Here is a 23081-nt window from a genome sequence, read left to right on the forward strand (position 1 = left end):
TCGGTACCGGTGACCATGCTCCGTGACACCACGGACGCCGAGCCCGACGAACGGACGACCATGACCACGAACCCCTTCGAGATCGCCCTCCCCATCGCCGACCGGTGGCGAGCGATGGTCTTCTACCGCGAGGCCTTCGGGTTCGAGGCCCTGGGGGAGCCCGCCGAGGACGGAGTGCCCGAACCGCTGCGGATCCGGGTCAACGACCACGCCGTGCTGACACTGATCCCCACGGACGGCCTCGCCTGGGTCCTGGGGGAGACGCGCCAGGTCGCCCGGCCCGGGACCAGCGAGTGCCTGATGACCAGGGTGCTGCCCACCGAGGCGGACGTCGACGCGCTGCTGGACCGCGTCCGCGAGGCGGGAGGAGAGGTGGTCAACGCGGCCGAGCGGCGGCCGTGGGGCTACGACGGTGTCTGCGCCGACCCCGACGGGCACCTGTGGCAGGTCACCGTCCAGTCCTGACCCCTACAGCGGGGGAGCGCCGGGCGGGTTCGGGGCGTTCCAGCGGTAGCGCAGGGCCAGGAGGCGCAGGGTGAGGCACAGCAGTGAACCGATCACCGCGATCCAGCCCGGGCCGAATCCGGTCAGGTCCACGAGCACCACGAACGACGCCCCGACCATCGCCGGGATCGCGTACAGGTGCGAGTTGGCGCTGAGCACCGTGGGCACGCGGTTGAGCAGCACGTCCCGGATGGTGCCGCCGCCCACACCCGTGATGACGCCCAACAGCACGGCCTGGAGCGGTCCGAAGCCGAACTCCAGCGCCTTGGTCGCCCCGATCACGGCGAACAGGCTGAGCCCGGCGGCGTCGAACACCAGGATGGGCTTGCTCAGGTGGGTGAGCTGACGGCTGAGGAAGAAGGCCAGGGTCCCTCCGGCCAGCGCCGTCACCAGGTACCGCCAGTCCTGGAAGGTGGCCGGGGTCTCGCCCAGCAGGACGTCGCGGATGATGCCGCCGCCGAGGGCGGTCACCATCCCCAGCACCATGACCCCGACGATGTCCACCCGCGCGGTGCGGATCGCCGTCAACGATCCATCGAGCGCGAAGGCGAAAACACCGAGGAGGTCGAGGAGGAGAAGCAGGTCGAGCGTGGACATGGCCGTGCGGAGGTCCCTTGTGCGGTGCGCGACGAAGCGCGGTACGGGGTGACGAGGTGAGGTGCGGGGCGAGCAGACGCGGAGGAGGTCTGCGCCGATCGGCTATTCCATCACGCCCGGGAGGGTCCCGCGTGCGCGGCCGGGAACGGCGCGCCGCACCACCGGAGCCGGGGCCGGACGGATCAGGCGGCGCGATCCGGAGTGGGATCGCTCCGTCCGGGGAACCGACACGCGTGTCGGTTCCCCTCCGGCCCGGCGCGGCCGGACACCATCGGGGAGTGAACCACCGGACCACGGGCGGAGCGAGCAACATGGAACACCTGGACGCGATCGTGATCGGCATGGGGCCCGGAGGGGAGACGGTCACGGACCGTCTGCTCACCGCCGGTCAGCGGGTGGCTGTGGTCGAACGCGACCTCATCGGAGGCGAGTGCGCCTACTGGGCCTGCGTCCCCACCAAGACCCTGCTGCGCCCACCCGAGGTGCGCGCCGAGGCGGACGGGGCCGCCGGGGTCGGAGAGGCGGCCCTGGAGTGGCCCGCCCTGCGCGCCTACCGCGACCAGATGATCCGCCACCTGGACGACTCCAAGCAGGCGGAGGGCTACGAGGAACGCGGTGCCCTGGTCCTGCGCGGCGACGCGCGGATCGTCGGCCGAGACCCCTGGCGTGTGGCGGTCGGCGACGCCGAGTACACCGCCGACCACGTGGTGGTCTCCACGGGATCGGGGGTCCTGGTCCCGCCGATCGGGGGCCTGGAGGACCTGGGCCCGGACGTGCTGTGGACCAACCGGGAGGCCACCACCCTCACCGAGATCCCCGGCAGCGCGCTGGTGGTCGGGGGCAGCGCGGTCGGTGTCGAACTGGGCCATTTCCTGGCGCGTATGGGCGCCCGCGTCACCGTGGTCCAGCGCGGACCCCGGCTGCTGGACCGCGAGGAACCCCGGCTGTGCGAGCTGATCAGTGACCAGTTCGAACGGGACGGCACCACGGTGCACCTGGGCAGCCAGGTCACCTCCGTGACGAGGGACGGCGACGGAGTCCTCGCCGTGCTGTCCGGCGGTGAACGGGTTCGGGCCGACGTGATGGTCCTGGCGACCGGGCGGGAACCCCGGGGCGACCAGCTCGGGCTGGCCGAGCTCGGCGTCGAACTGGACGGAAAGGCCCTTCCGGTGGACGACCACTGCCGGGTCGCGCCCGGGCTGTGGGCCGCCGGGGACGTCACGGCCCGCTCGATGTTCACCCACGTGGCCAAGTACCAGGGGCGGGTGATCAGCGACAACGTCCTCGGCACCGACCACGTCGCCGACTACACCGGAGTCCCCCGGGTGGTGTTCTCCTACCCGGAGATCGCCGCCGTCGGCCTGACCTCCGCGCAGGCCCGGGACCGGGGGATCGACGTGGCCACCTCCGAGACGGACCTGACCGCCGCGCTGGCCCGTCCCTGGACCATGGAGACCGACCCGCGCGGCTCGTTGGGGCTGGTCGCCGACCGCGAACACGGTGTGCTCGTGGGGGCCTGGGCGTTCGGGCCGCAGGCCTCGGAGTGGATCCACACCGCCGCGCTCGCGATCCGACTGGGCCTGCCGATCGCCGCCCTGCGCGACACCATCCCGCAGTTCCCGACCTTCAACGAGGGCTACCTGATCGCCCTGGACGCCCTGGACCTGTGAACCGGGTTCAGGGCGCGCCGAGAGCGGCGGCCTCCTCGGCCTCCACACTCCGGTTCCACTCCGGCTTGGAGGCCTGCCAGCCGTCCTCGTCACGGCCCAGCCGCCAATAACCGGAGACCGAGAGGTGCTCCTTGGGCAGGGCCAGCTCGACGCGGAGCAGGCGGCGCAGGTCGCGGACGAAGTTCGCCTCGCCGTGCACGAAGGCCCGCACCTCCCCGGACGGGAACTCCAGCCCGCGCACGGCCGGGACCAGCAGGGATCCCGGGACGCCGCCGTCGCGGTGCAGCCAGGTCACATGGACGTCCGGGCGATCGGTGAGGTGCTGCTCCTCGGCCGCGTTGTCGACCTCGACGAACACGTGCGCGGGGCGGCCCTCGGGCAGGGCCTCGACGCTGGCGGCGATGGCGGGCAGGGCGCTCTCGTCCCCGGCCAGCAGGTGCCAGTCGGCCTCGGCGTCGGGGGCGAAACCGCCGCCGGGACCGAGGAGGCGCAGCCGGTCGCCGGGGCGGGCGCCGGCGGCCCACACCCCGGCCAGACCGACCTCGCCGTGGTACACGAAGTCGATGGTCATCTCGTGGGTCCCGGCGTCCCAGGACCGCACGGTGAAGGTACGGGTGACCGGCCACTCCGAGCGGGGGCGCTCGGCCCGGATCGCGTCGAGGTCGTAGGTTTCGGGGTCGCCCGGTTCCGGAGCCGGGAACAGCAGCTTCACGTAGCTGTCCGACCAGCCGTTCGTGGCGAAGCCGGACAACCCCTCACCGCCCAGGACCACCCGCACCATGTGCGGGGTCAGCCGCTCCACACGCTCGACCCGTCCCGTGTGCACGGTCGTCCTTCTCGGACTCTCCTGCCGCTCCGTCACGACGCCCCCTCTGTTTGGGTTAGGTAAACCTAACCGGACACACAGTAGGGTGCCGTGACAGCGTCGGGCAAACCGGGGTGGGACTCAGTCCCCGGACCACCCCTCCGGACGGGTGAACGCACCGTGCAGGTCCACGTCGCGCTCGCTGGCGCCCGCACGCAGGGCCGCCAACCAGGCGGCGCCACCCGACGTGCTCCCCGCCTGGAGCACCGGCGCTCCGGTCCCCATGGTGAGCTTGTGCGTCAGCGCCTCCCTGACCGGACCCGAACGGGTGAGCACGCCCCCGGACAGGACCACCGGCAGGTGCTCCCCGGGTACCCGCACCTGGTGCACGGACTGCGCCAGGTGACCGGCGGCGGCGTTCACGATCACCACGGCCGCCGGGTCGTCGACCAGGAACGCCTCCGAGACCAACGGAGCGAGCTCGGCGAGACTGATCGGCGGGGCCGCGGTGAGGGTGCGCGCGAAGTTGCGGGCGTGCTCCTCGGGCCACTGGTCGGGGCCGCTCGGCCGCTGACCGGGGATGACCCGCTTGGCCACCGTGCGGGCCAGGGGGCTGAGGTCGCCACCGCGACTCAACTGGCGCGCGGTCTCCCGGGCCGCCTGGTGGCCGATCCAGAACGCCGAGCCCTCGTCGCCGATCAGCCAGCCCATGCCGTCCGCCGACCTGCTGCGGGTCCGGGCCTCGATCCGGGTGGCGATCGCCCCGGTCCCCGCGATGAGGATCGTGCCGTCGCGCTCGGAGGTCCCCGAGGCGAAGGCCACGGTGTCGTCGCCGGAGAACTCCTCACCGGTGGGGTTCAGTCCCGCCTTGGCGAGGGCCTTGTCCAGCCGGGCGCGCACGCTGACGTCGCGCAGCCCGGAGTACCCGGCCAGCCCGACCACGCTGGCGGCCACGGCGTCGCGTGCCCCGGGACCCGCCCGGTCCAGCGCGGAGCCGATCGCCTCGGTCAGCCGCTCCGCGGCCACCTCGGGGCCGTGCGTGTTGGGGTTGGCGCCCCCGGACCTGGCCTCGCCCAGGCGCTCGCCGGTCAGTGTGGTCACCAGGGCACGGGTGGTGGTGCCCCCCGCGTCCACCCCGACGACCAGCGTGGGGGAGGGGGAGGGGTTTCGTCGTGTCGTCACGACCAGAGCGTGCCCCACCCCCGCCCGCCTTACTCACACCGCACCCCACTACGTCGGAGGAGGCCCACACCACGCCCAAAACCAGTGGCCGCGGCTTCGTGACCACTGGTAAGCCTGAGCCATGAGCGACAAGACGAGGGCGGACTCATCCGCACCCCACCAGGGCTGGACCGTACGCCACACCGACGCCGAGGAATTCGCCCAGGCGGCCAGGGTCTTCGGGCAGAGCCTGCTGTTCCCGGAGGACGTCGACAGCCTGCTGGAGCGGATGAGACCGCTGCACGACGAGCTGGGCTACGAACGGGCCCTGATCGCCGTGGACGAGGCCGAGGGCGAGGTCATCGGCACCACCAACCACTTCCCCTTCGAGATGACCATGCCGTCCGGCCGCGTCCCCGTGGCCGGGGTGACCGGCGTGGGAGTGTGGCCCACCCACCGCCGCAGGGGGGTGCTCAGCTCCCTCATGCGCCGCCAGCTCGCCGACATCCACGCGGCGGGCGTGCGCTACGCCGCGCTGTGGGCCTCCGAGGGGTCCATCTACGAGCGCTTCGGCTACGGCAACGCCTGCACGGAACTGGACACGACCCTCACCCGCCCCTACGGCGCGCTGCGCGCCGAGGCGCCCCGCGACCCGGACCTGCGCGTGGTCCTGCGCGAACCGGAGCGGGTGCGTACCGACCTCGAACGCGTGCACGAGGCGGTCTGTGAGGTCCAGGTCGGCCAGTTCCGCCGCACCAAGCCCTGGTGGGACCGCGCGCTGTTCGACGGCCCCGTCCGACGGGGCGACAAGGCCCCGCTGATGGCGGCTGTCGTGGGCGGCCCGGACGGGCCCCTCGGGTACGCCCTGTACCGGGTCAAGGCCAGGTGGGAGGAGGACGGCGCTCAAGGGGAGGCGCACGTCCAGGAGATCACCGCCACCACCCCCGCCGCCTGGGCCGCCCTGTTCGAGCACCTGTTCAGCCGGGACCTCGTCGCCAAGGTGTACTTCCCGTTCCTGCCCGTGGACTGCCCGCTCCACCACCTCCTCCCGGACCGTGGCCGTGCGGTCGCCAAGCACTCCACCTCCCTGTGGGTCCGGCTGGTGGATCTGGCCGGGGCCCTCTCCGAGCGCCCCTACGCGGCGCCCTTCGAGGGGGTCGTGGCCGTCACCGACCGCTACGCGCCGTGGAACGCGGGACGATGGCGGATCAAGGCCGACACCGACGGCGCCCGCGTGGAACTCACCGACGCGGACCCGGACCTGTCCCTGGACGTGTCCCACCTCGGCGCCGCGCACCTCGGCCAGACCACGCTCACCAGCTTCCAGCGCGCGGGCCTGATCACCGAACACACCCCGGGCGCCGTGGCCCGTCTGGACACGGCCCTGCACCGGATCGACGCACCCTTCTGCGGGGTCATCTTCTAGAGGGCCGATGAGACACGGGTGCCCTGGTCGAGCGAACTGTGCGCGCCGGGGCACCCCATCGTCCACCTGGACGGCGAGCGCGCGGTCCTCGTGAGCCCACCGGGCGTGGACGGGAGAGGCCGATCCCACGGCGGGTCGATGATCCGGCCCATCGAGGTGAACCTCCGCGCCGCGGTCCTTCCTCCGTTGGCCGGGCAACCGGGCCCCGGGCGACTCGCGGCCTGACTCACCTTGTGGTCAAGGTGAGGTGTTGTTGCAGGTCAAAGTGTTTTCATGCCTGTGTGGCGGGGGAACTCTGGGGCTGAAGGAACCCCGGAACGACCTTTGAGGAGACCGATGCGCCGCATCATCACCGTGCTGGCCCTGATCGCCGCCCTGACCGCAGGGCTCTCCGCACCGGCCACCGCCGCCGGATCTCTCATCGGGATCGGGGTCGGGGGCAGCCTCGTCGGTCTGGTCAGTGATCCCATCTACGTCAGCCTCTGACCCGAACGCGTCCTGTGCGCAACGGTGAAAGGGACCCCGCGCGAACACGTGGCGTGGGGTCCCGGGGGCCGGTTCGCCTCTTCACACGCTTGTGTCCTGCGCCGCGTAAATCCACTGGCTGCCCTCCCCGGCCGACTGGTAGAACGAGCCCACGCTGGTTGATCGGGCGCGGGACGCACATCGGAGGGAACGACGACATGGACGAGGCCGCCTTGGGGCGTGACTGGAGCATTCGCTCCGGTGGCGAGGACGACTTCTCCGCTGTCGTCGAGACCGTGGGGGAGGCACTCGTGGTCTCCGATGACCGTGCCACCTCATTGGCACGTCTCACACCGCTGCTGGCCGAAGACGACTTCGGGCGCCTGCTGGTGGCCATCGAGTCAGGCCGGTCCGAACGGGACGCTGAGGACGAACGTGCCGTCAGGGACGGCCGGGTCATCGGCTCGGTCAACGCGTTCTCCTTCCGGATGACGCTCCCTGGTGGCTCCCGGCCGGTCGCGGGGATCACCGGGGTCGGCGTGTGGCCCACCCGCCGTCGCCAGGGTGTGCTCACGGCCCTGATCCGCCGCCAGCTCGCGGACATCCGCGACCGGGGCGAGAACCTCGCGATCCTGTGGGCCTCCGAGGGCTCTATCTACGGCCGCTTCGGCTATGGTCCCGCCAACAGCGAGTACAAGGGCGAACTGGCCTACGCCCACGCTCGTCTGCGCCCCGACGCGCCTCGCGGCGCCGATCTCTCCGTGGAGCTCGTCCGCGCCTCGCGGGCCCGTTCGGACCTGGAGCGCGTCCACGCAGCCGCGACCGCTCGGCAGGTCGGTCGACTCCAGCGCTCCCCGGCGTTCTGGGAGCGCGCTCTGGCGGACACCCCCGACGACCGCGCGGGGAGGAGTTCTCTCAAGGCGGCCGTGGTACACGGTCCGGAAGGACCACTGGGGTACGCGCTCCACCGCACCCGGGACCGCTGGGAGAACGCCAACCCCTGCGCCCGACTGCACGTGGAGGAGGCTGTGGCCACCACACCGAAGGCCTGGACCGCCCTGTACGAGCACCTGTTCAGCCGGGACCTCGTCACCCAGCTGGTCTTCGAGAGCATGGCGCAGGACGACCCGCTCCATTTCCTGCTCGCGGATCCCAAGCGGCTGGTCACCCGGTTCGACGACTCCCTGTGGGTGCGGCTGGTGGACGTGCCCGGGGCCCTCGCGGAGCGCTCCTACGCCGTCCCGGCGGACGTGGTCCTGGAGGTCTCGGACCGGCACGCGCCCTGGAACGAGGGCCGCTGGAGGCTGCGCGCGGACCGGAACGGAGCCACCTGCGAACGCACCTCGCGGGCCCCGGACCTGTCGCTGGACGTGTCCCACCTGGGCGCCGTCCATCTGGGCGCGAACACCCTTTCCGGCTACCTGCGCACCGGGCTGATCACCGAACACACCCCGGGATCGGTGTTCGGCCTGGACACGGCCCTCTTCCGGCCTGAGGCCCCCTTCTGCGACCAGGGCTTCTGACGGGGGCCCTCGGGAAGGGAGGCGAGTCGGCCTCCACCGCGGGGGACGGGCATGGCACGATCGGGGGTGGACTCCGTAGCCGAACACCGGGGAGAGCGATGACCGCCAGTGGCGTACTCCAGGGCGAGTACGAGCCGAGTTCGTCGAAGTTCGTCCGAGACCAGGTGGAGCTCTACGAGCGCACCGGTGGTCAGGAGGGCAACACGCTGATGGACACCGGCATGCCGGTGATCATCCTGAGCACACGCGGCCGCAGCAGCGGAAAGGTCCGCAAGTCCGCCCTCATGCGGGTGGAGCACGACGGCGCCTACGCGGTGATCGGCTCCCAGGGCGGGGCGCCCCAGGACCCCGCGTGGGTGGCCAACCTGCGGGCGGCCCCCGACGAGGTCGCGCTCCAGGACGGCCCCACCCCCTTCGCCGCCCGCGTCCGGGAAGTCCAGGGCGAGGAGCGGCAGCGGTGGTGGGACCGCGCCGTGGAGGCCTACCCGCCCTACGCCGACTACCAGAAGAAGACGGACCGGGTCATCCCCGTGTTCGTGGTCGAACGAACCGGCTGACTCCGGGCCGGCGCCCCTCCCGGAGGGGCGCCGGCTTCTCAGGTCAGTGCGCTGACCAGGCGGTCCACGTCCTCATCCGTGTTGTACAGGTGGAACCCCACCCTGAGCCGACCGTCCCGGACGGCGGCGGCGATCCCCGCCTCACCGAGGCGTTCGGCCGTCCCCTCCGGCACGGGGAGCGACACGATCGCCGAACCGGTGCCCTCCAGTCCCATCGCGTCGCGGAACCGGTCGGCCAGGGCGACGTCGTGCTCGTGCACCGTCTGCGGTCCGACCTCCGCGAGCAGGTCCAGGCCCGGTGCCAGACCGATCCACGCGGGCCACACGGGGGCCAGGTCCAGGCGTCGCGCCCCCGAGGCCAGCCGCAGCGGCCCACCGTAGAGCGCGTCCCACGGCTCCGCCCCCGCGTACCAGCCGGGCGCCAGGGGAGAGAGTGCGGCCAGGGCCTCGTCGGTCCCGGTGAGGAAGGCCGCCCCGCGCGGTCCCAGCAGCCACTTGTAGGTGCTGCACACGACGTAGTCCACGCCGTCCAGGGGAACGGGCAGCCACCCCGCCGACTGGCTGGTGTCGAGCAGGAGGCGGGCACCGTGGTCGGCGCACGCGGCGCGCAGGTCCTGGAGCGGGGCGATCAGCCCGGTGGCCGACTGCACGGCCGCGACCGCCACCAGGGTGGTGCTCGGGCCGACCTCGTCGGGCAGGCGCTCCAAGGGCACTTCGCGGACCCGGACGCCGTCCGTCTGCCGGGCCATCAGCGGGAAGACCACCGAGGTGAACTCCCCCTCGGCGAGCAGGACCTCCGCGCCGGGCGGCAGGCTCGCGGCGACCGTCCCGACGAACTGCGAGGTGTGGGTGCCCACGGCGACCCGGTCGGCGTCGACCCCCGCCAGCCGGGCGTAGGTGGAGCGCGCGGCGTCGACGACCCCGTCGACGGAGCCGGGGGAGAACCGCCCGGAGGCCACTTCCCGAAGGTTGCGCTCCAGGTCCTGCCGGGCCCGGTGGGTCAACAGACCGTGGGTGGCGGAGTTGAGGTAGGTGCCCTCGGGTGAGAACTGGCCCTGGGCCTGCTTGAGGCGCGTGCGTGCGGTCTGGTCCATGTTCCGCATGCTCACAGGCGCGGTGGGGTGGGGCAAGGGCCACTTCACCGAGATTGGACTCTTTCCGCCGTCGGGTTCAGCCCGGGGCGCTGACCTGTTCCCTCAGGAGGGCGAGCCATTGCGCGCCGCACCGACGGCCGTCGGGGAACTGGTCGTCCCGGTCCCAGCGCCAGGCCGTGATCATCGCCAGCACGAGGAGTCGGCACGCACGCAGCAGTTCGGGGTCGGTACCCGGGTAGTGGGCGGCGACCTCGTCGGGGGCGTGGGCGAGGTCGAACTCCACTGGCCCGCGGCAGCAGGTCTCCAGGTCGACGAAGAGCGGTCCCTCGGCGGTGGCGAGCAGGTTGCCGGGGTGCGGCTCGCCGTGCAGGAGCTGTTCCGGTGCGCCGTGCCCGGTGACCTCTCGTTCGAGGTCGTCCAGGGCCCGAGCGAGCAGTTCCCGGTCCGGCGCGGTCAGTTCCGGGGTGCGGTCGCGGTCGGCGACGAGGCCCCGCGCCCTGGCGACGCGGTCGGTGAACCGGGGCGAGGGGTGGTCGACCGCGCGCATGCCGTGGTGCAGGCGGGCGAGCGCGTCGGCGTAGTCGGGTGGGGGAACCTTCGTGGCGGGCACCGGCGCGTGGTGGGTCCACAGCGTGACCTCGAAGCCGTCGCGTTCGTGGACGCCGGGGGTCACGCGGGGGTCGAGCGCGGCCACGGGGCTCCCGGTGGCGGCGAGCCGCAGGGCGAGTTCGACCTCGTACCGCGCCACGCCGTGCTCCGCCGGAGCCACCCGGGCCAGGACGTCGCAGGGCAGCAGGCGCAGGGTGAGCCTGTTCGAGTCGTGGAGGACGACCGCTTCGTCGGCGTCCAGCCCGAGGGAGGTGGCGACGGAGGTGGCGGCGGCCACCGCCCGCCCGAACTGCGGCTCCCGCATCGTGGTGGGTCCTCTCTACGTGTGCCGTCCCGGCCTGGGGGAGGAGTCAGTTGCGGAACTTGGCCTGCGCGTCGGTGGACCCGGCCATCAGTTTGTTGAGCAGGCGGACCAGCTCGAGGCGCTCCTCGGGTTCGAGGGCCTCCGCCCAGGCGCTCTCCCGGCGGTTGTGGGCGCGGAAGACCCCCAGGATCGCTCCGTACCCGGACTCGGTGAGGCTGAGCTGGAGGGCGCGGCGGTCGTGCGTGGCGCGTTCGCGGGTGAGCAGGCCGTCGCGTTCGAGGGTGTTGAGCAGGGCGGACAGCGCGGCGCGGCTCATGCCGGAGATCTCGGCGGTGGTCTTGGCCTCCATGGGTCCGGCCAGCCAGAGGGCGAAGAGCACCCGGAACCCCGGCCAGGTCCATCCCCGGGGGCGGTGGACGGAGGACTCCAGGTCGTAGACCACCATGCTCGTCGCCCTGTTGAGGGTCAGGACCATGCGCATGGCCTCGGCGTTGACCGTGGGGAGTTCCCGTTCGGCCTTGTGCACCGCGTAGTCCACGAACGACCAGAAGGTGAGCTCGTCGGGGGGTGCCGTGTTGTGAGTCACGCCGACCAGCCTAGTACGGGGCGGGTTCGGTGTTCGTCCCGTCGTGACTTCTCCGTCGCTGCCCGGTCGCTCTCCGTCGAGGGAGGTTCGGCCCGTGACATGACGGGCACGGCGAGTAGCCTGTTGGGGTGATCTGCATCACCACCCCGGTGGACGTGGGCCTCTTGGCCCTGTGGCGTGGAGCACGTTATGGTCTGGTTCATCAAACGTTTGATCATTTGGGCGGCGGCAGTCGCCCGCGACGAGTGAAGGGTCTGACCATGGCAGCCAAGCCGTTCGCCTCATCCGCCGACACCGAGGTCAAGGAACAGACCCTGGAGGTCCTGGCCGACGGCGTCTACGCCCTCACCGCCGAGGGGGACCCCAACGTGGGCGCCATCGAGGGCGAGGACTTCGTGGTCGCCTTCGAGGCCCTGGCCACCCCCACCGCCGCCAAGGAGTGGCTCGCCAAGCTCCGCGAGCACACCGACAAGCCCATCCGCTACCTGGTGCTCTCGCACTACCACGCGGTCCGCGTCCTGGGCGCCAGCGCCTTCGACGCCACCGTCATCCTCACGCACGAGCTGACCCACGAGCTCATCCGCGAGCGCGGCAAGGAGGACTGGGCCAGCGAGTTCGGCCGCATGCCGCGCCTGGCCAAGGACGCCGACTCCGTCCCCGGCCTGACCTGGCCCACCCAGACCTTCGCCGACCGCACCACCATCGACCTCGGCGGCGATCGCGGCGAACTGGTCTTGGAGTACTTCGGCCGGGGCCACACCGAGGGCGACATCGTCGCCTGGCTGCCCAAGCAGAAGATCCTCTTCGCCGGCGACCTCGTCGAGGCCCAGGCCGCCCTCTACACCGGCGACGCCTTCCACAGGGACTGGGCCGGAGCCACCCTCGACCGCGTCAAGGCCCTCGGAGCCGAGATGCTCGTGGGCGGGCGCGGCGCCGTGAGCCGGGGCCGCGAGGAGGTCGACGCCGCCATCGAGCAGACCCGCAACTTCCTCGACGTGATGATCCGCGAGGTCGGCGCCGTCCACGAGCGCGGCGGCACCCTCAAGGAGGCCTTCACCGCCACCCACGCCGCCCTGGTCGACGACTACGGCCACTGGCCGATCTTCGAGCACTGCCTGCCCTTCGACGTCTCGCGCCTGTGGGACGAGTTCTCCGGCATCGAGCGCCCCGTCATCTGGACCGCCGAACGGGACCGCGAGGTCTGGGCCCAGCTCCAGGGCTGACCGGCCCGGGGCCCCACCACCCCGCTCCCACCCACGACCGCGCCCGCACGGGGCGCCCCACGAACGGAGTCCACCATGCGCCCCCCTGCGCCCCGCACCCCCGCCGACACCGGCACCGACCCCGTCCTGGTGCTCGGCGCGGGACCGGTCGGACAGACCGCGGCCCTGCTGCTGGCCCGCCGTGGGGTCCCCGTGCTGGTCGTCGACAGCCGACCCGAACGCGACGCCGTCGGCTCCAAGGCCATCTGCCAGCAACGCGACGTCCTCGACGTCTGGGACTGGCTCGGCGGCGGAAGGATCATCGAGGAGGGGCTGACCTGGGACACGGCCCGCACCTTCTACCGGGACCACGAGCTGTTCAGCGTGCGCCTGCCCGACCCCGGCGCCTCGTCCCTGCCCTCCTTCGTCAACATCTCCCAGTCCCGCACCGAAGAGATCCTCGACGAACTCCTGGCCGATGCGGGGGTCCTCACCAGCTGGGGCCACGAGGTCACCGGGATCGAGCAGGACGCCGACGGGGTCACCGTCGAGTGCGCCACCCCGCGGGGCCCGGTGCGCCTGCGCGGAACCCACGCCCTGTCGTGTATGGGCGCCCACGGCGGTGTGGTGCGCCGGGACCTGGGCCTGGACTTCTCCGGCACCAGCTTCGACGACCGCTTCCTCATCTGCGACATCCGCGCCGACCTCGGCGACTGGGCCCGCGAACGCCGCTTCTACTTCGACCCCGAGTGGAACCCGGGCCGCCAGGTCCTCATCCACCCCTGCCCCGACTCGGTCTTCCGCATCGACTGGCAGGTGCCCTCCGACTTCGACCTCCCCGCCGAGGAGTCCAGCGGCCGCCTGGACACCCGCATCCGGCAGATCATCGGGGACACCCCCTACGAGATCGTGTGGCACTCCGTCTACCGCTTCCACACCCGCGTCGCCGACCGCATGCGCGCCGGACGCGTCCTGCTGGCCGGGGACAACGCCCACCTGGTGGCGCCCTTCGGAGCGCGCGGCCTCAACTCCGGGGTCCAGGACGCCGAGAACGCCGCCTGGAAGCTCGCCTACGTCCGCGACGGCTGGGCGGGGGAGGACCTCCTGGAGAGCTACCACACCGAACGCCACGCCGCCGCCCTGGAGAACGCCGACGTCACGAGCGCCACCATGCGCTTCCTCGTGCCCCGGGACGACGCCGAGCACGAGCGGCGCGTCAGCGTCCTGGAGCGCGCGGTCACCGACGCCGCGGCGCACCCGGACGTGGACTCCGGGAGGCTGGCCGAACCGTTCTGGTACACCGATTCCGCGCTGACCACCGCCTGCCCCGAACGTCCCTTCGGCGGCCGTCCGCCACGCGGGCTGGCCCCCGCGCCCTGCCCCGGCGTGATCCTGCCCGACGTCCCCGTGAGCGTGCCCGGACGCCCCGAACTCGCCCGCCTGCGCCCCCTCCTGCGGGAGGGACTCACCCTGCTGCTCGGCGAGGGCGCCGAACGCGCCACCGTGCACGCCGTCGCCACGCGCGCCACACGGGCACCCGTCACCACGCTGCACCTCGACGAGATCGACACCACCGGTGCCCTGCGCCGCGCCCTGGAACCCCTGCCCGGGCAGGTCTGGCTGGTGCGCCCCGATGCCCACGTGGCCGCCGTCGTCCCAGGTGCGGACACCGACGCCGTCCGCGTGGCGGTCCGCACGGCGTTGGGCCACCCGGCCGCCGACACCGTCCCGGCCTAGAGGCGCGCTCCCGACGGACCACCGGACCCCAACCAAGGAGGAAGACCGGAGATGGCCTACTACCGCAAGGTCGGCGAGGTGCCCCGCACCCGCCACACCCAGCACCACAACCCCGACGGCGGCCTGTACTACGAGGAGCTGATGGGGGAGGAGGGCTTCTCCGCCGACTCCTCGCTCCTCTACCACAAGGCCATCCCCTCGGCGATCGTCGACGCCTCCGAGTGGGAGGTCCCCGACCAGTCCCTGCGGCGCAACGCCCCGATGGTGCCGCGCCACCTCAAACTCCACGACCTCTTCCAGGGCGAGGAGTGGCGCACCAACGACGTCGTCGCGTCCCGCCGCCTCGTGCTGGGCAACGGAGACGTGCGCATCTCCTACGTGGTCGCCGGAGCCCCCTCGGAGCTGTACCGCAACGGCATCGGCGACGAGTGCGTGTACGTCGAGTCCGGCACCGCCCGGGTGGAGACGGTGTTCGGCGTGCTGGACGTCGGCCGGGGCGACTACGTGATCCTGCCGCGCGCCACCACGCACCGCTGGGTGCCCACCGGAGACGAGCCGCTGCGCGCCTACGTGGTCGAGGCCAACAGCCACATCGCCCCGCCCAAGCGCTACCTGTCCCGCTACGGCCAGTTGCTGGAGCACGCCCCGTACTGCGAGCGGGACCTGCGCGGACCCGACGGACCCCTGGTCGTCGAGGGTGAGAACGTGGACGTGCTCATCAAGCACCGGGGCGACGGTCCGGGCGGGATCTCCGGCACCCGCTACACCTACCCCACCCACCCCTTCGACGTGGTGGGCTGGGACGGCTGCCTGTACCCGTACGTGTTCAACGTCGACGACTTCCAGCCCATCACCGGCCGTATCCACCAGCCGCCGCCCGTGCACCAGGTGTTCGAGGGCCACAACTTCGTCATCTGCAACTTCGTGCCGCGCAAGGTGGACTACCACCCGGGAGCCATCCCGGTGCCGTACTACCACTCCAACGTGGACTCCGACGAGGTCATGTTCTACTGCGGCGGCGACTACGAGGCCCGCAAGGGCTCCGGGATCGGTCAGGGCTCCATCTCCCTGCACCCCGGCGGCCACTCGCACGGCCCGCAGCCCGGCGCCTATGAGCGCAGCGTGGGCGCGGAGGCCTTCGACGAACTCGCCGTCATGGTGGACACCTTCCGCCCGCTGGACCTGGGTGAGGGCGGCACCGCCGTCGACGACGGCAGCTACGCCTGGACCTGGGCCAGGGGCCAGCGGGCGCGGCGGGAGCAGGCATGACCGAACCCCGCCACACCCTCTACGGGACCCTGTTCGACGACGCGGCGCTCTTCCCGCCCGGCAACGCGCCCATGGGCGAGGCGATCCCGGCGCACCGGGCGCACCGGGAGTCCCGACGGGCGCCCTACGTGGGCCCGTTGCTGGTCGCGGACGCCCGGGTGGCCGAGCTGCGCACGGTGCTCTCCCGTGAGGACGGTGACCACGCTCCGCTCGCGCTCGTGGTCACCGTCCCCGGCGGGGCTGAGGGCGTCGCACCCGCCGTCGAGGCCGTGCGCTCCGATCCGGCCCTGTACCTCGCCGGTGTCGAGGTGGCTGCCGCCCCCGGGCGGTCCGCCTCCACCGCCCACACCCTGGTCAGTGCGCTGGGGCCCGACACCGACGGCTACGTGGAGGTCACCCGGGGCGGGGACGCCGCCGCCGACGTCGCGGCCCTCGCCGGAACGGGCGCCCACGCCAAGTTCCGCACCGGGGGGCTCACCCCCGAGGCACACCCCGACGAGGACGAACTCGCCGCACTCCTGGACGCCGCCGTCACCGCGGGGGTGCCCTTCAAGTGTACGGCCGGGCTCCACCACGCGGTCCGCCACACCACCCCGGAGGGCTTCGAACAGCACGGGTTCCTCAACGTGCTGCTCGCCACCCACGCCCTGCTCACCGGAGGGGGCGAGGGCGTGGCCGTGAAGGTCCTCGGCGACCGGGACGGGCCAGCCCTGGCCAGCCGCGCCCGGGAGCTCACCCCCGCCGAGGCCACCCGGGTCCGGGCGAGCTTCCGCTCCTTCGGCACGTGCAGCATCGCCGAACCCCTGGAGGACCTCGTCGTCCTCGGGGCGCTCCACGCCTGACACACCCACTCGCAGAAAGCACACTCCATGCCCGACAGCTGGCTCGACATCGCCCCGGACACGCAGTTCGGCCCGGCCACCCTGCCCTACGGTGTGTTCTCCACCGAGGACGACCCCGCCACTCGCGTGGGCGTGGCCATCGGCGACCACGTCCTGGACCTCGGGTCCCTCGCCCGCGCCCTCGACGCCCCCTTCACCGCCGCCGTCTCCGGGTCCGACCTGGATCCGCTCCTGGCCGCCGGGCGCCCCGTGTGGGACCAGGTCCGTGCCGCGCTCACCTCGTGGGTCACCGACCCGGCGCACGAGGCCGCTGTGCGCCCGCACCTGGTGGACCGCGCCGCCGTGACCCTGCACCTGCCGTTCACGGTCGCCGACTACGTGGACTTCTACGCGTCGGAGCACCACGCCACCAACGTGGGGCGCATCTTCCGCCCCGAGCAGGAACCGCTCACCCCCAACTGGAAGCACCTGCCCATCGGCTACCACGGTCGGTCGGGCACCATCGTGGTCTCGGGCACCGACATCGTCCGTCCCACCGGCCAGCGCAAGCCCCCGACGGAGCCCGTCCCGGTGTTCGGACCGTCGGTGCGCCTGGACATCGAGGCCGAGGTGGGCTTCGTCGTCGGTACGCCGAGCCCCATGGGGGAGCGTGTGGCGGTGGACGAGTTCGCCGACCACGTGTTCGGTGTGTTCCTGCTCAACGACTGGTCCTCCCGCGACCTCCAGGCCTGGGAGTACGTGCCGCTGGGCCCGTTCCTCGGGAAGTCGTTCGCCACGTCGGTCTCACCGTGGGTGGTGCCCGTCGCCGCCCTGGAGTCCGCCCGGGTCGAGCAGCCCGCCCAGGACCCCGAACCGCTGCCCTACCTGCGCGGGTCGCGGCCGTGGGGTCTGGACCTGCGCCTGGAGGTGCGGCTCAACGGGCACCTGGTCTCCACGCCGCCGTTCTCCGAGATGTACTGGACCGCCGCGCAGCAGCTCGCGCACATGACCGTCAACGGCGCCTCCCTGCGTACCGGTGACGTGTACGCCTCCGGGACCGTCAGCGGCCCCGAGCCGACCCAGCGCGGCTCCTTCCTGGAACTCACCTGGTCCGGGAAGGAGCCGCTCCGGTTGCCCGACGGCACGGAGCGCACCTTCCTCGAGGACGGTGACGAGGTCACCATCACGGCCACGGCGCCCGGACCGGACGGCGCGAGGATCGACTTCGGCGACGTCACGGGCCGCATCCTCCCGGCGAGGTAGGCACGGGGAGCTGAGAGGGGGTGGCGGGCCTGCGGGGCCCGCCACCCCCTTCGCCGTCCCGGTGGTCGACGGGGGCTTGTCAGGGGACCACTCCGCTTCTACCTTGGTGAGTAAGTACTTACTAATTAAGGAAGTCATGGCACCCGAACCGACCAGAACGCGCCCCCTCGTCGACGCCCTCATCGCCGGGGTCGTGCTCGCCGTCGAACTCCTCGACGCCTACGGGTCCCTGGACGGCGAACCGCTGAACCCCGTCGCCGGCTGGAACACCGCGCAGCACACCGACCCGTGGGCCTTCGTCCTCGTCGTGGTGGGCTGCGGTGCGCTCTACTGGCGCCGTACCCACCCGGTCGTCACCCTCGCGATCACGACCGTGGCCTACTCGGCCTTCGTCCTCCGTGACTTCGAACTCGGGATGTTCCTGGCCCCGATGGTCGCCCTCTACACCGCCGCCGCTCTGGGGCGGTCGCGCGCCCTCGCCCTGCTCGCCGTGCTGGCGTGCACGTCCGCGTCCGCGTGGTGGCTGTACACTCGTGCATCGGACATCGCCGACCCCGGAGTGGCCGTGCTGGCGTGGATCGCCTTCGGAGCCGTGATCCTCGCCTTCTTCGTCGGGTCCTATGTCGCGGGGGAACTGGTGCGCTGCCATCGGCTGCTGTCCTCGTACGGCCACGTGCGAACGGTGCCGCAGCCGACACGCTTGGAGACGGATGGACGAGCGACCCGGGAAGCGGCGCCGCGCGAGCGCGGAGGAGACGCGTGAGCACATCCTGGACAGCGCGGCCGAGGTCCTGCGCCGTTCCGGTCTGGCGCAGGCCAGGACCAAGGAGATCGCTCGGGTCGCCGGGTACTCCGAGGCCACCCTCTACAAACACTTCGAGGACAAGACCGACCTGCTGCTGGCGGTCATGCGCCACAGGTTCCCTCCCTTCGTCGACGTGATCGCCGAGCTGCCCACGCGGGTGGGCCACGGCCAGGTGCGCGAGACTCTCACCGAGGTGATGACGAGGGCGGTCAGGTTCTTCGAGCACGGGTCTGCGCTCATGGGCTCCCTGTTCGCCGATCCGGAACTGCTCCGGCGACACCGTGAGGGTCTGGCCCAGCGCGGCGCCGGTCCGCTCAACGTCAACCGGGCCCTGGCCGACTACCTCAGGGCCGAGCGCGACCTCGGGCGGATCCGGCCGGACACCGATCCCGACTCCGTGGCCTCCCTGCTGGTCGGAGCGTGCTTCCAACGAGGCTTCTTCGAGGCCTTCTCCGGTGGCACGGAGGACTTCCCTCCCCTCGAACGGTTCACGGCCGACCTGGTGGCGGCCGCGCTCCCTGACTGACGACCCGATCGCACGAATCCTTGTGGCGGCCCTGGATCTCGTCGTTTCCTGTGCCGAGCTCCAGGTTTGTCCGCACCAGGAGCAGACGGAAGAATGCGGGCATCCACCCCCCCGAGGAAGGCACCCTCGATGAACGCACACGTCCCCGAGATCGACACCACCAAGGCCCACTCCGCCCGGGTGTGGAACTACTGGCAGGGAGGCAAGGACAACTATCCCGTCGACCGGGAGGTCGGTGACTACGTGCTCCGGGCCCACCCCGAGATGGTCGGTGCGGCCCGTGCCGACCGGCAGTTCCTCATCAGGGCCGTCACCCACCTGGCCGATGCGTGCGGAGTCCGCCAGTTCCTGGACATCGGCACCGGGCTGCCCACCCACAACAACACCCACGAGGTCGCCCACGCCGTGGCCCCGGATGCCAGGGTGGTCTACGTCGACAACGATCCCATGGTGCTCGCCCACGCCCGTGCCCTGCTGACCGGCGAGGCCCTCAGCGAGGTGCACTACGTGGACGCGGACCTGCACCAGCCCGCGGCCGTCCTTTCCGCCGCCCGGGAGCACCTGGACTTCTCCGAACCGATCGGTCTGACCATCCTGGGGACCATGGGCCACACTCCGGACACCGAACAGGCCTACGCGGCGGTGCGGGCCTACGTGGACGCGCTGCCCTCGGGCAGCTTCCTGGCCCTGTGCGACGGTACGGACACCAGCGAACCGATGGTGGAGGCCGCCCAACGCTGGAACGAGACCGCCGCGATCCCCTACCACCTCCGCAGCCCCAAGGAGATCGAGGGCTTCTTCGCGGGGCTCGAACTACTGGAGCCCGGCGTCGTCTCAGCCCCCTTCTGGCGCCCGGCGAAGGCCGAGGTGGGGGAGGCCACCGAGGTGGACCAGTACTGCGGAGTGGCCCGCAAGCCCTGAGGAGTCGTTGGGTTCTTCACCCCTGGGAGCTCGTGGGACCACCTGTCGGGGCACCCACGGCCGCGCCGCCAGGGAGCCAGCACCGCGACGGAGCACCGGTTCGGGCGTGTGGCGGGGCGCCGTTTCTTCGTGCGAGAAAGAAGAACTGGCGTAATTGCCCACAATTGCGCGAATCGCACTTTGTGGTTTCGCGCGTCGTTCCTTGCTTCTCTCGCCTCTGTGGATTTGAGAGAAAGCCCCGCGAACTCCTGTTCGACTCGCTAGCGTGGGTCACGACAAGAAAAGACCCGACCCGGTGCGACAACACCAGGTCGGGTCGTGGCCGACGCCTGCACAAACAGGTTGGTCGACTGAGCCACCCCACCCCTCTAACAAGGAAGGCGACTCATCATGGAGTCTAACGCCTCACCTCCCTCCCGCACATCCGATTCCCGCAACCCGGTCGGGTTCTTCCCGCCACGCAAACGCCCCCAGGGCGCCCTCAAGGGGATCGGCTTCATCCTCGCTATCTGGGTCCAGCAGGTCTTCCGCAGGGGAGTGCTGCCCACATTGCGCTCGTTGCCCGCTCTGATGGCCATCGCGGACGTGGTGGACGCCGACGGGCGGTGGTGCTACTTCCTGCTGGAGAACCTGGCCAAACGCTCTGGCGGCACTCTCAGCGTCAGCAGTCTCAAGCGAGCCATCGACGACCTGGTCGAGGCCGGTGTGGTCCGCAAGCTGACCCGTGCGGAGACCGTCGAGTTCTTCGCCGGGGACATCGCCCGGGGCCGCTCCTCCCATCACCTGCCGTGTGTCCTGGAGCTCCTGGTTCCCGCTGAGGACTACCCCGATCTGGTGCTGGAGGAGATCAACGCCTGCCGGGCCCGGTTGGGGGAGGAGCCGCTCACCCCGCAGACCCGGCCGTCGTTGAGGGGGCGCCGTACCCCAGCTCAGGTTGAGCCCACCCCCGGTTCAGATCGACCCACAGACCGTTCCCCTGGGAACGGTTCTGATGAGGGGGTGGGCGATTCCGTCCGTGGCACCTCAGGCACAGGTGAACAAAAGCGACAAAGGCCCAGGGGTGGAGTGTTCGAGATGATCGACCACATTCCCGGTTCGCTGCTCGCCGACCCGGTGACGGATCGGAACAGGTTGGCGAGGTCGGCGGAGAGACTCCTGCGCCAGGGGCTGCGTGTGGCCGACATCAGGGTGCTGCTCTCGGGTGCGGAACGCTTACGGCGTCCCTTCCCCGCGCTGATGCGGCGGTTGCGCGACATGCGGGCCGCACGCGCGTTCCTGGACGGTGCGCTGGGCCGGGGAATCGCCGGGGTGGAGGCCTCCCCACCCGCGTGGCCGGTGATGGACGACGCCGACTCGTTCGCCCGTCCGGAGCGGTTCCTGGTCGACGGCCAGGGAAGAGCCGCTGGTACCTGCCCGCACCATCCGACCGTGCGCAACACCCCCGGCGGTACTTGCGTGATCTGCGGACGGCTCTGCCGCTCGGTGCCCGACGAACTCGTGCACGAGCCGAAGCCGAAGCCCGCCGTCGATCCGGACGCAGCCTCCCCGGCGGTGCAGCAGGCCGCCCTGGACCCGAAGCTGTGGGAGCGGATGACCGCCTCACTCGGTGAAGGTGGCCTTTCCCGGGTTCCGTCGCTGCATGACGGCCCCCGAAAGCACTTCGGATCCGGAATCTCCCCCAGAAGCAGGACCGTTATCGACAACGCACGCCATCGGCTGCGAGGTCAGAGCACTCCGGAGAGGTCGTCGCTTCGGCAGTCGAGCGGACGGCGACTCGTCAGGGCGTGACAGGACGGCGGTTGCCGTGCTGCTTTCCACATCTCGCCCCAGAGATAACGCGGGGATCACGCCTCGCGTTTGTGCAGGTAATTTGCCGTGAGCCCCGCGCACGCGGGGATGGACCGCCATGGGCCAGCTCCGCCAGGGCCTGGCCCCGGTGAGCCCCGCGCACGCGGGGATGGACCGCAGGGACACGTCCACTCGTGGTGGATCGTGAGTGAGCCCCGCGCACGCGGGGATGGACCGCGCAGCATCCCGGGGTGGAAGGGCTGGACCTGGTGAGCCCCGCGCACGCGGGGATGGACCGGAATGCGCACCGAAATCACCTGGGAAATGCCCGTGAGCCCCGCGCACGCGGGGATGGACCGAAGGCCGGGCTGGTGACCGTCCACACCTCATCGTGAGCCCCGCGCACGCGGGGATGGACCGCACTTTCTCAGTACACACAGATGACCACCCCCGGCCTGGCGCTGACCTCGGCTTCTTGCTCCAGGAGTGGTCTGACCTGCGGCATAGATTGGACGCGTCGAGTGGGGGAGGGGAGCCGGTGATGACGGAGACGACGGTGGACGAGGTGATGGCCGAGCTGGCCGGGCTGGAGGACGCCCGGATCCGTGAGGTGAACGCGCGGCACGGCGACGACCACGGGGTGAACCTGGGCAAGCTGCGCGCCGTAGCCAAACGGCTGGGGAAGCAGCAGGACCTCGCGGTGGAGCTCTGGGAGACGGGGGACAGTTCGGCTCGGCTGTTGGCGCTGCTGATCTGTCGGCCCAGGGAGTTCGGCCGCGACCAGCTGGACGTGATGCTGCGCGGGGCCCGCACCCCCAAGGCGCACGACTGGCTGGTGAACTACGTGGTCAAGAAGGGGCCGCATGCTGAGGAGCTGCGCCTGACCTGGTTCGACGATCCGGATCCGGTGGTCGCCAGCGCGGGCTGGGCCCTGACCACCGAACGGGTGGGGAAGCGGTCCGAGGGGCTGGACCTGTCGGGACTGCTGGACACCATCGAGGAGGAGATGGGGTCGGCTCCGGACCGGTTGCAGTGGGAGATGAACAACTGTCTGGCGCGGATCGGCATCGACCACGCCGAGTACCGCGAGCGGGCCGTGGGGATCGGGGAGCGCCTGGAGGTGCTCAAGGACTACCCGACCTCACCCGGCTGCCTGACCCCGTTCGCGCCGGTGTGGATCAACGAGATGGTGCGTCGCCAGAAATCTACAACGTAAAGGTGCGCCGACGTCGTGCATTTCGACAAGCACGGCGCTCTCGCTCCGAGAACAGAAGCCTCGCGTGCCGAAAGAAGTGACCAAGGGCCCACCGATCGCTCCGGGGTTCTGTTCGGAGGGGTTGTTCTCGCAGATGGTCGCGGTGCGCGTGGCCCGAGGAGTTGTGCACGGCCTGGCTCCTCGCGTGTTGTTCACTCGAGTGCCGGTCGGCGTCGCCACCGCGCACCCCTTC

The 23081-nt window shown here is 71.4% G+C and carries 22 protein-coding genes and 1 CRISPR repeat array; of the genes, 16 read left to right on the forward strand and 6 right to left on the reverse strand.

What is annotated here, in order from left to right; genetic code table 11:
* The first annotated feature begins 15 nt into the window (after positions 1 to 15).
* Positions 16 to 465: a VOC family protein gene (locus tag BDW27_RS21190; protein WP_233515881.1), complete on the forward strand. Its 450-nt coding sequence runs from the start codon at positions 16 to 18 to the stop codon at positions 463 to 465.
* 3 nt (positions 466 to 468) lie between these two features.
* Here the strand turns inward: BDW27_RS21190 and BDW27_RS21195 are convergent, their stop codons facing one another.
* Complete coding sequence (locus BDW27_RS21195) at positions 469 to 1101, reverse strand: trimeric intracellular cation channel family protein (protein ID WP_110051294.1); 633 nt, start codon at positions 1099 to 1101, stop codon at positions 469 to 471.
* A 311-nt stretch (positions 1102 to 1412) separates the two neighbouring features.
* Between BDW27_RS21195 and BDW27_RS21200 the strand changes: the two genes are divergently transcribed.
* Positions 1413 to 2771 carry an NAD(P)/FAD-dependent oxidoreductase gene (locus tag BDW27_RS21200; RefSeq protein ID WP_110051447.1) on the forward strand — a complete coding sequence of 453 codons (1359 nt, stop codon included), beginning with the start codon at positions 1413 to 1415 and terminating at the stop codon, positions 2769 to 2771.
* Between the two features lie 7 nt (positions 2772 to 2778).
* Here the strand turns inward: BDW27_RS21200 and BDW27_RS21205 are convergent, their stop codons facing one another.
* Both BDW27_RS21205 and BDW27_RS21210 read right to left on the reverse strand, forming a co-directional pair.
* Entirely contained in the window at positions 2779 to 3597 is an 819-nt protein-coding gene (locus tag BDW27_RS21205; protein ID WP_110051296.1) for a siderophore-interacting protein, read from the reverse strand.
* A gap of 120 nt (positions 3598 to 3717) precedes the next feature.
* Complete coding sequence (locus BDW27_RS21210) at positions 3718 to 4710, reverse strand: N-acetylglucosamine kinase (RefSeq protein WP_110051298.1); 993 nt, start codon at positions 4708 to 4710, stop codon at positions 3718 to 3720.
* 169 nt (positions 4711 to 4879) lie between these two features.
* On the opposite strand from BDW27_RS21210, the gene BDW27_RS21215 reads away from it, so the two are divergent.
* The 4 genes from BDW27_RS21215 (at position 4880) to BDW27_RS21230 (ending at position 8708) form a co-directional block, all read left to right on the forward strand.
* Complete coding sequence (locus tag BDW27_RS21215; protein ID WP_110051300.1) at positions 4880 to 6163, forward strand: GNAT family N-acetyltransferase; 1284 nt, start codon at positions 4880 to 4882, stop codon at positions 6161 to 6163.
* 336 nt (positions 6164 to 6499) lie between these two features.
* The gene (locus tag BDW27_RS27285; RefSeq protein WP_158543594.1) at positions 6500 to 6649 is read left to right on the forward strand and encodes a hypothetical protein; all 150 of its coding nucleotides are present in this window, start codon (positions 6500 to 6502) and stop codon (positions 6647 to 6649) included.
* 197 nt (positions 6650 to 6846) lie between these two features.
* Entirely contained in the window at positions 6847 to 8151 is a 1305-nt protein-coding gene (locus tag BDW27_RS21225; RefSeq protein WP_110051303.1) for a GNAT family N-acetyltransferase, read from the forward strand.
* 98 nt (positions 8152 to 8249) lie between these two features.
* The gene (locus BDW27_RS21230; RefSeq protein ID WP_017543150.1) at positions 8250 to 8708 is read left to right on the forward strand and encodes a nitroreductase family deazaflavin-dependent oxidoreductase; all 459 of its coding nucleotides are present in this window, start codon (positions 8250 to 8252) and stop codon (positions 8706 to 8708) included.
* 38 nt (positions 8709 to 8746) lie between these two features.
* Here the strand turns inward: BDW27_RS21230 and BDW27_RS21235 are convergent, their stop codons facing one another.
* From BDW27_RS21235 to BDW27_RS21245, 3 genes are all read right to left on the reverse strand, one after another.
* The gene (locus BDW27_RS21235; RefSeq protein WP_110051448.1) at positions 8747 to 9802 is read right to left on the reverse strand and encodes an aminotransferase class V-fold PLP-dependent enzyme; all 1056 of its coding nucleotides are present in this window, start codon (positions 9800 to 9802) and stop codon (positions 8747 to 8749) included.
* Between the two features lie 76 nt (positions 9803 to 9878).
* Positions 9879 to 10715, reverse strand: coding sequence for an aminoglycoside phosphotransferase family protein (locus BDW27_RS21240; protein WP_110051304.1), 837 nt, complete (start codon positions 10713 to 10715; stop codon positions 9879 to 9881).
* 46 nt (positions 10716 to 10761) lie between these two features.
* Complete coding sequence (locus tag BDW27_RS21245; protein WP_017543153.1) at positions 10762 to 11301, reverse strand: MarR family winged helix-turn-helix transcriptional regulator; 540 nt, start codon at positions 11299 to 11301, stop codon at positions 10762 to 10764.
* Positions 11302 to 11561: 260 nt separating this feature from the next.
* Here BDW27_RS21245 and BDW27_RS21250 point away from each other — a divergent pair, with 260 nt between their 5' ends.
* The 10 genes from BDW27_RS21250 (at position 11562) to BDW27_RS21295 (ending at position 22849) form a co-directional block, all read left to right on the forward strand.
* Positions 11562 to 12524 carry an MBL fold metallo-hydrolase gene (locus tag BDW27_RS21250; protein ID WP_017543154.1) on the forward strand — a complete coding sequence of 321 codons (963 nt, stop codon included), beginning with the start codon at positions 11562 to 11564 and terminating at the stop codon, positions 12522 to 12524.
* 75 nt (positions 12525 to 12599) lie between these two features.
* Positions 12600 to 14240, forward strand: a complete 1641-nt coding sequence (locus BDW27_RS21255) for an FAD-dependent monooxygenase (protein WP_110051306.1) — start codon at positions 12600 to 12602, stop codon at positions 14238 to 14240.
* Positions 14241 to 14291: 51 nt separating this feature from the next.
* The gene (locus BDW27_RS21260) at positions 14292 to 15509 is read left to right on the forward strand and encodes a homogentisate 1,2-dioxygenase (RefSeq protein WP_110051307.1); all 1218 of its coding nucleotides are present in this window, start codon (positions 14292 to 14294) and stop codon (positions 15507 to 15509) included.
* Positions 15506 to 16351 (forward strand): hypothetical protein, encoded by an 846-nt coding sequence (locus BDW27_RS21265; RefSeq protein WP_110051309.1) that lies wholly within the window; start codon positions 15506 to 15508, stop codon positions 16349 to 16351. Before BDW27_RS21260 ends, BDW27_RS21265 begins: the two co-directional genes overlap by 4 nt.
* 27 nt (positions 16352 to 16378) lie before the next feature.
* Entirely contained in the window at positions 16379 to 17593 is a 1215-nt protein-coding gene (gene fahA, locus BDW27_RS21270) for a fumarylacetoacetase (RefSeq protein WP_017543158.1), read from the forward strand.
* A 136-nt stretch (positions 17594 to 17729) separates the two neighbouring features.
* Positions 17730 to 18356: a hypothetical protein gene (locus BDW27_RS21275; RefSeq protein WP_110051311.1), complete on the forward strand. Its 627-nt coding sequence runs from the start codon at positions 17730 to 17732 to the stop codon at positions 18354 to 18356.
* Positions 18304 to 18924, forward strand: coding sequence for a TetR/AcrR family transcriptional regulator (locus tag BDW27_RS21280; protein ID WP_110051312.1), 621 nt, complete (start codon positions 18304 to 18306; stop codon positions 18922 to 18924). The genes BDW27_RS21275 and BDW27_RS21280 overlap by 53 nt, the downstream gene beginning before the upstream one ends.
* A gap of 129 nt (positions 18925 to 19053) precedes the next feature.
* A complete protein-coding gene (locus BDW27_RS21285; RefSeq protein WP_110051314.1) occupies positions 19054 to 19845 on the forward strand; it encodes an SAM-dependent methyltransferase in 792 nt (263 codons plus the stop codon).
* A gap of 390 nt (positions 19846 to 20235) precedes the next feature.
* Complete coding sequence (locus BDW27_RS21290) at positions 20236 to 21633, forward strand: hypothetical protein (protein ID WP_110051315.1); 1398 nt, start codon at positions 20236 to 20238, stop codon at positions 21631 to 21633.
* A gap of 34 nt (positions 21634 to 21667) precedes the next feature.
* A CRISPR array of direct repeats spans positions 21668 to 22053; the repeat unit is 29 nt; unit sequence GTGAGCCCCGCGCACGCGGGGATGGACCG.
* 121 nt (positions 22054 to 22174) lie between these two features.
* Positions 22175 to 22849: a DNA alkylation repair protein gene (locus BDW27_RS21295; RefSeq protein ID WP_110051317.1), complete on the forward strand. Its 675-nt coding sequence runs from the start codon at positions 22175 to 22177 to the stop codon at positions 22847 to 22849.
* Positions 22850 to 23081: the final 232 nt, after the last annotated feature.

It is taken from the genome of Nocardiopsis sp. L17-MgMaSL7 (assembly GCF_003182025.1).
Taxonomy (GTDB): Bacteria; Actinomycetota; Actinomycetes; order Streptosporangiales; family Streptosporangiaceae; genus Nocardiopsis; species Nocardiopsis prasina.

Excerpts from the sequence above, each read along its gene's own strand:
- BDW27_RS21190 (WP_233515881.1), top strand. The coding sequence starts at position 16 with ATGCTCCGTGACACCACGGACGCCGAGCCCGACGAACGGACGACCATG.
- BDW27_RS21195 (WP_110051294.1), bottom strand. The coding sequence starts at position 1,101 with ATGTCCACGCTCGACCTGCTTCTCCTCCTCGACCTCCTCGGTGTTTTC.
- BDW27_RS21200 (WP_110051447.1), top strand. The coding sequence starts at position 1,413 with ATGGAACACCTGGACGCGATCGTGATCGGCATGGGGCCCGGAGGGGAG.
- BDW27_RS21215 (WP_110051300.1), top strand. The coding sequence starts at position 4,880 with ATGAGCGACAAGACGAGGGCGGACTCATCCGCACCCCACCAGGGCTGG.
- BDW27_RS27285 (WP_158543594.1), top strand. The coding sequence starts at position 6,500 with ATGCGCCGCATCATCACCGTGCTGGCCCTGATCGCCGCCCTGACCGCA.
- BDW27_RS21225 (WP_110051303.1), top strand. The coding sequence starts at position 6,847 with ATGGACGAGGCCGCCTTGGGGCGTGACTGGAGCATTCGCTCCGGTGGC.
- BDW27_RS21230 (WP_017543150.1), top strand. The coding sequence starts at position 8,250 with ATGACCGCCAGTGGCGTACTCCAGGGCGAGTACGAGCCGAGTTCGTCG.
- BDW27_RS21235 (WP_110051448.1), bottom strand. The coding sequence starts at position 9,802 with ATGGACCAGACCGCACGCACGCGCCTCAAGCAGGCCCAGGGCCAGTTC.
- BDW27_RS21240 (WP_110051304.1), bottom strand. The coding sequence starts at position 10,715 with ATGCGGGAGCCGCAGTTCGGGCGGGCGGTGGCCGCCGCCACCTCCGTC.
- BDW27_RS21250 (WP_017543154.1), top strand. The coding sequence starts at position 11,562 with ATGGCAGCCAAGCCGTTCGCCTCATCCGCCGACACCGAGGTCAAGGAA.
- BDW27_RS21255 (WP_110051306.1), top strand. The coding sequence starts at position 12,600 with ATGCGCCCCCCTGCGCCCCGCACCCCCGCCGACACCGGCACCGACCCC.
- BDW27_RS21260 (WP_110051307.1), top strand. The coding sequence starts at position 14,292 with ATGGCCTACTACCGCAAGGTCGGCGAGGTGCCCCGCACCCGCCACACC.
- BDW27_RS21265 (WP_110051309.1), top strand. The coding sequence starts at position 15,506 with ATGACCGAACCCCGCCACACCCTCTACGGGACCCTGTTCGACGACGCG.
- fahA (WP_017543158.1), top strand. The coding sequence starts at position 16,379 with ATGCCCGACAGCTGGCTCGACATCGCCCCGGACACGCAGTTCGGCCCG.
- BDW27_RS21275 (WP_110051311.1), top strand. The coding sequence starts at position 17,730 with ATGGCACCCGAACCGACCAGAACGCGCCCCCTCGTCGACGCCCTCATC.
- BDW27_RS21280 (WP_110051312.1), top strand. The coding sequence starts at position 18,304 with ATGGACGAGCGACCCGGGAAGCGGCGCCGCGCGAGCGCGGAGGAGACG.
- BDW27_RS21285 (WP_110051314.1), top strand. The coding sequence starts at position 19,054 with ATGAACGCACACGTCCCCGAGATCGACACCACCAAGGCCCACTCCGCC.
- BDW27_RS21290 (WP_110051315.1), top strand. The coding sequence starts at position 20,236 with ATGGAGTCTAACGCCTCACCTCCCTCCCGCACATCCGATTCCCGCAAC.
- BDW27_RS21295 (WP_110051317.1), top strand. The coding sequence starts at position 22,175 with ATGACGGAGACGACGGTGGACGAGGTGATGGCCGAGCTGGCCGGGCTG.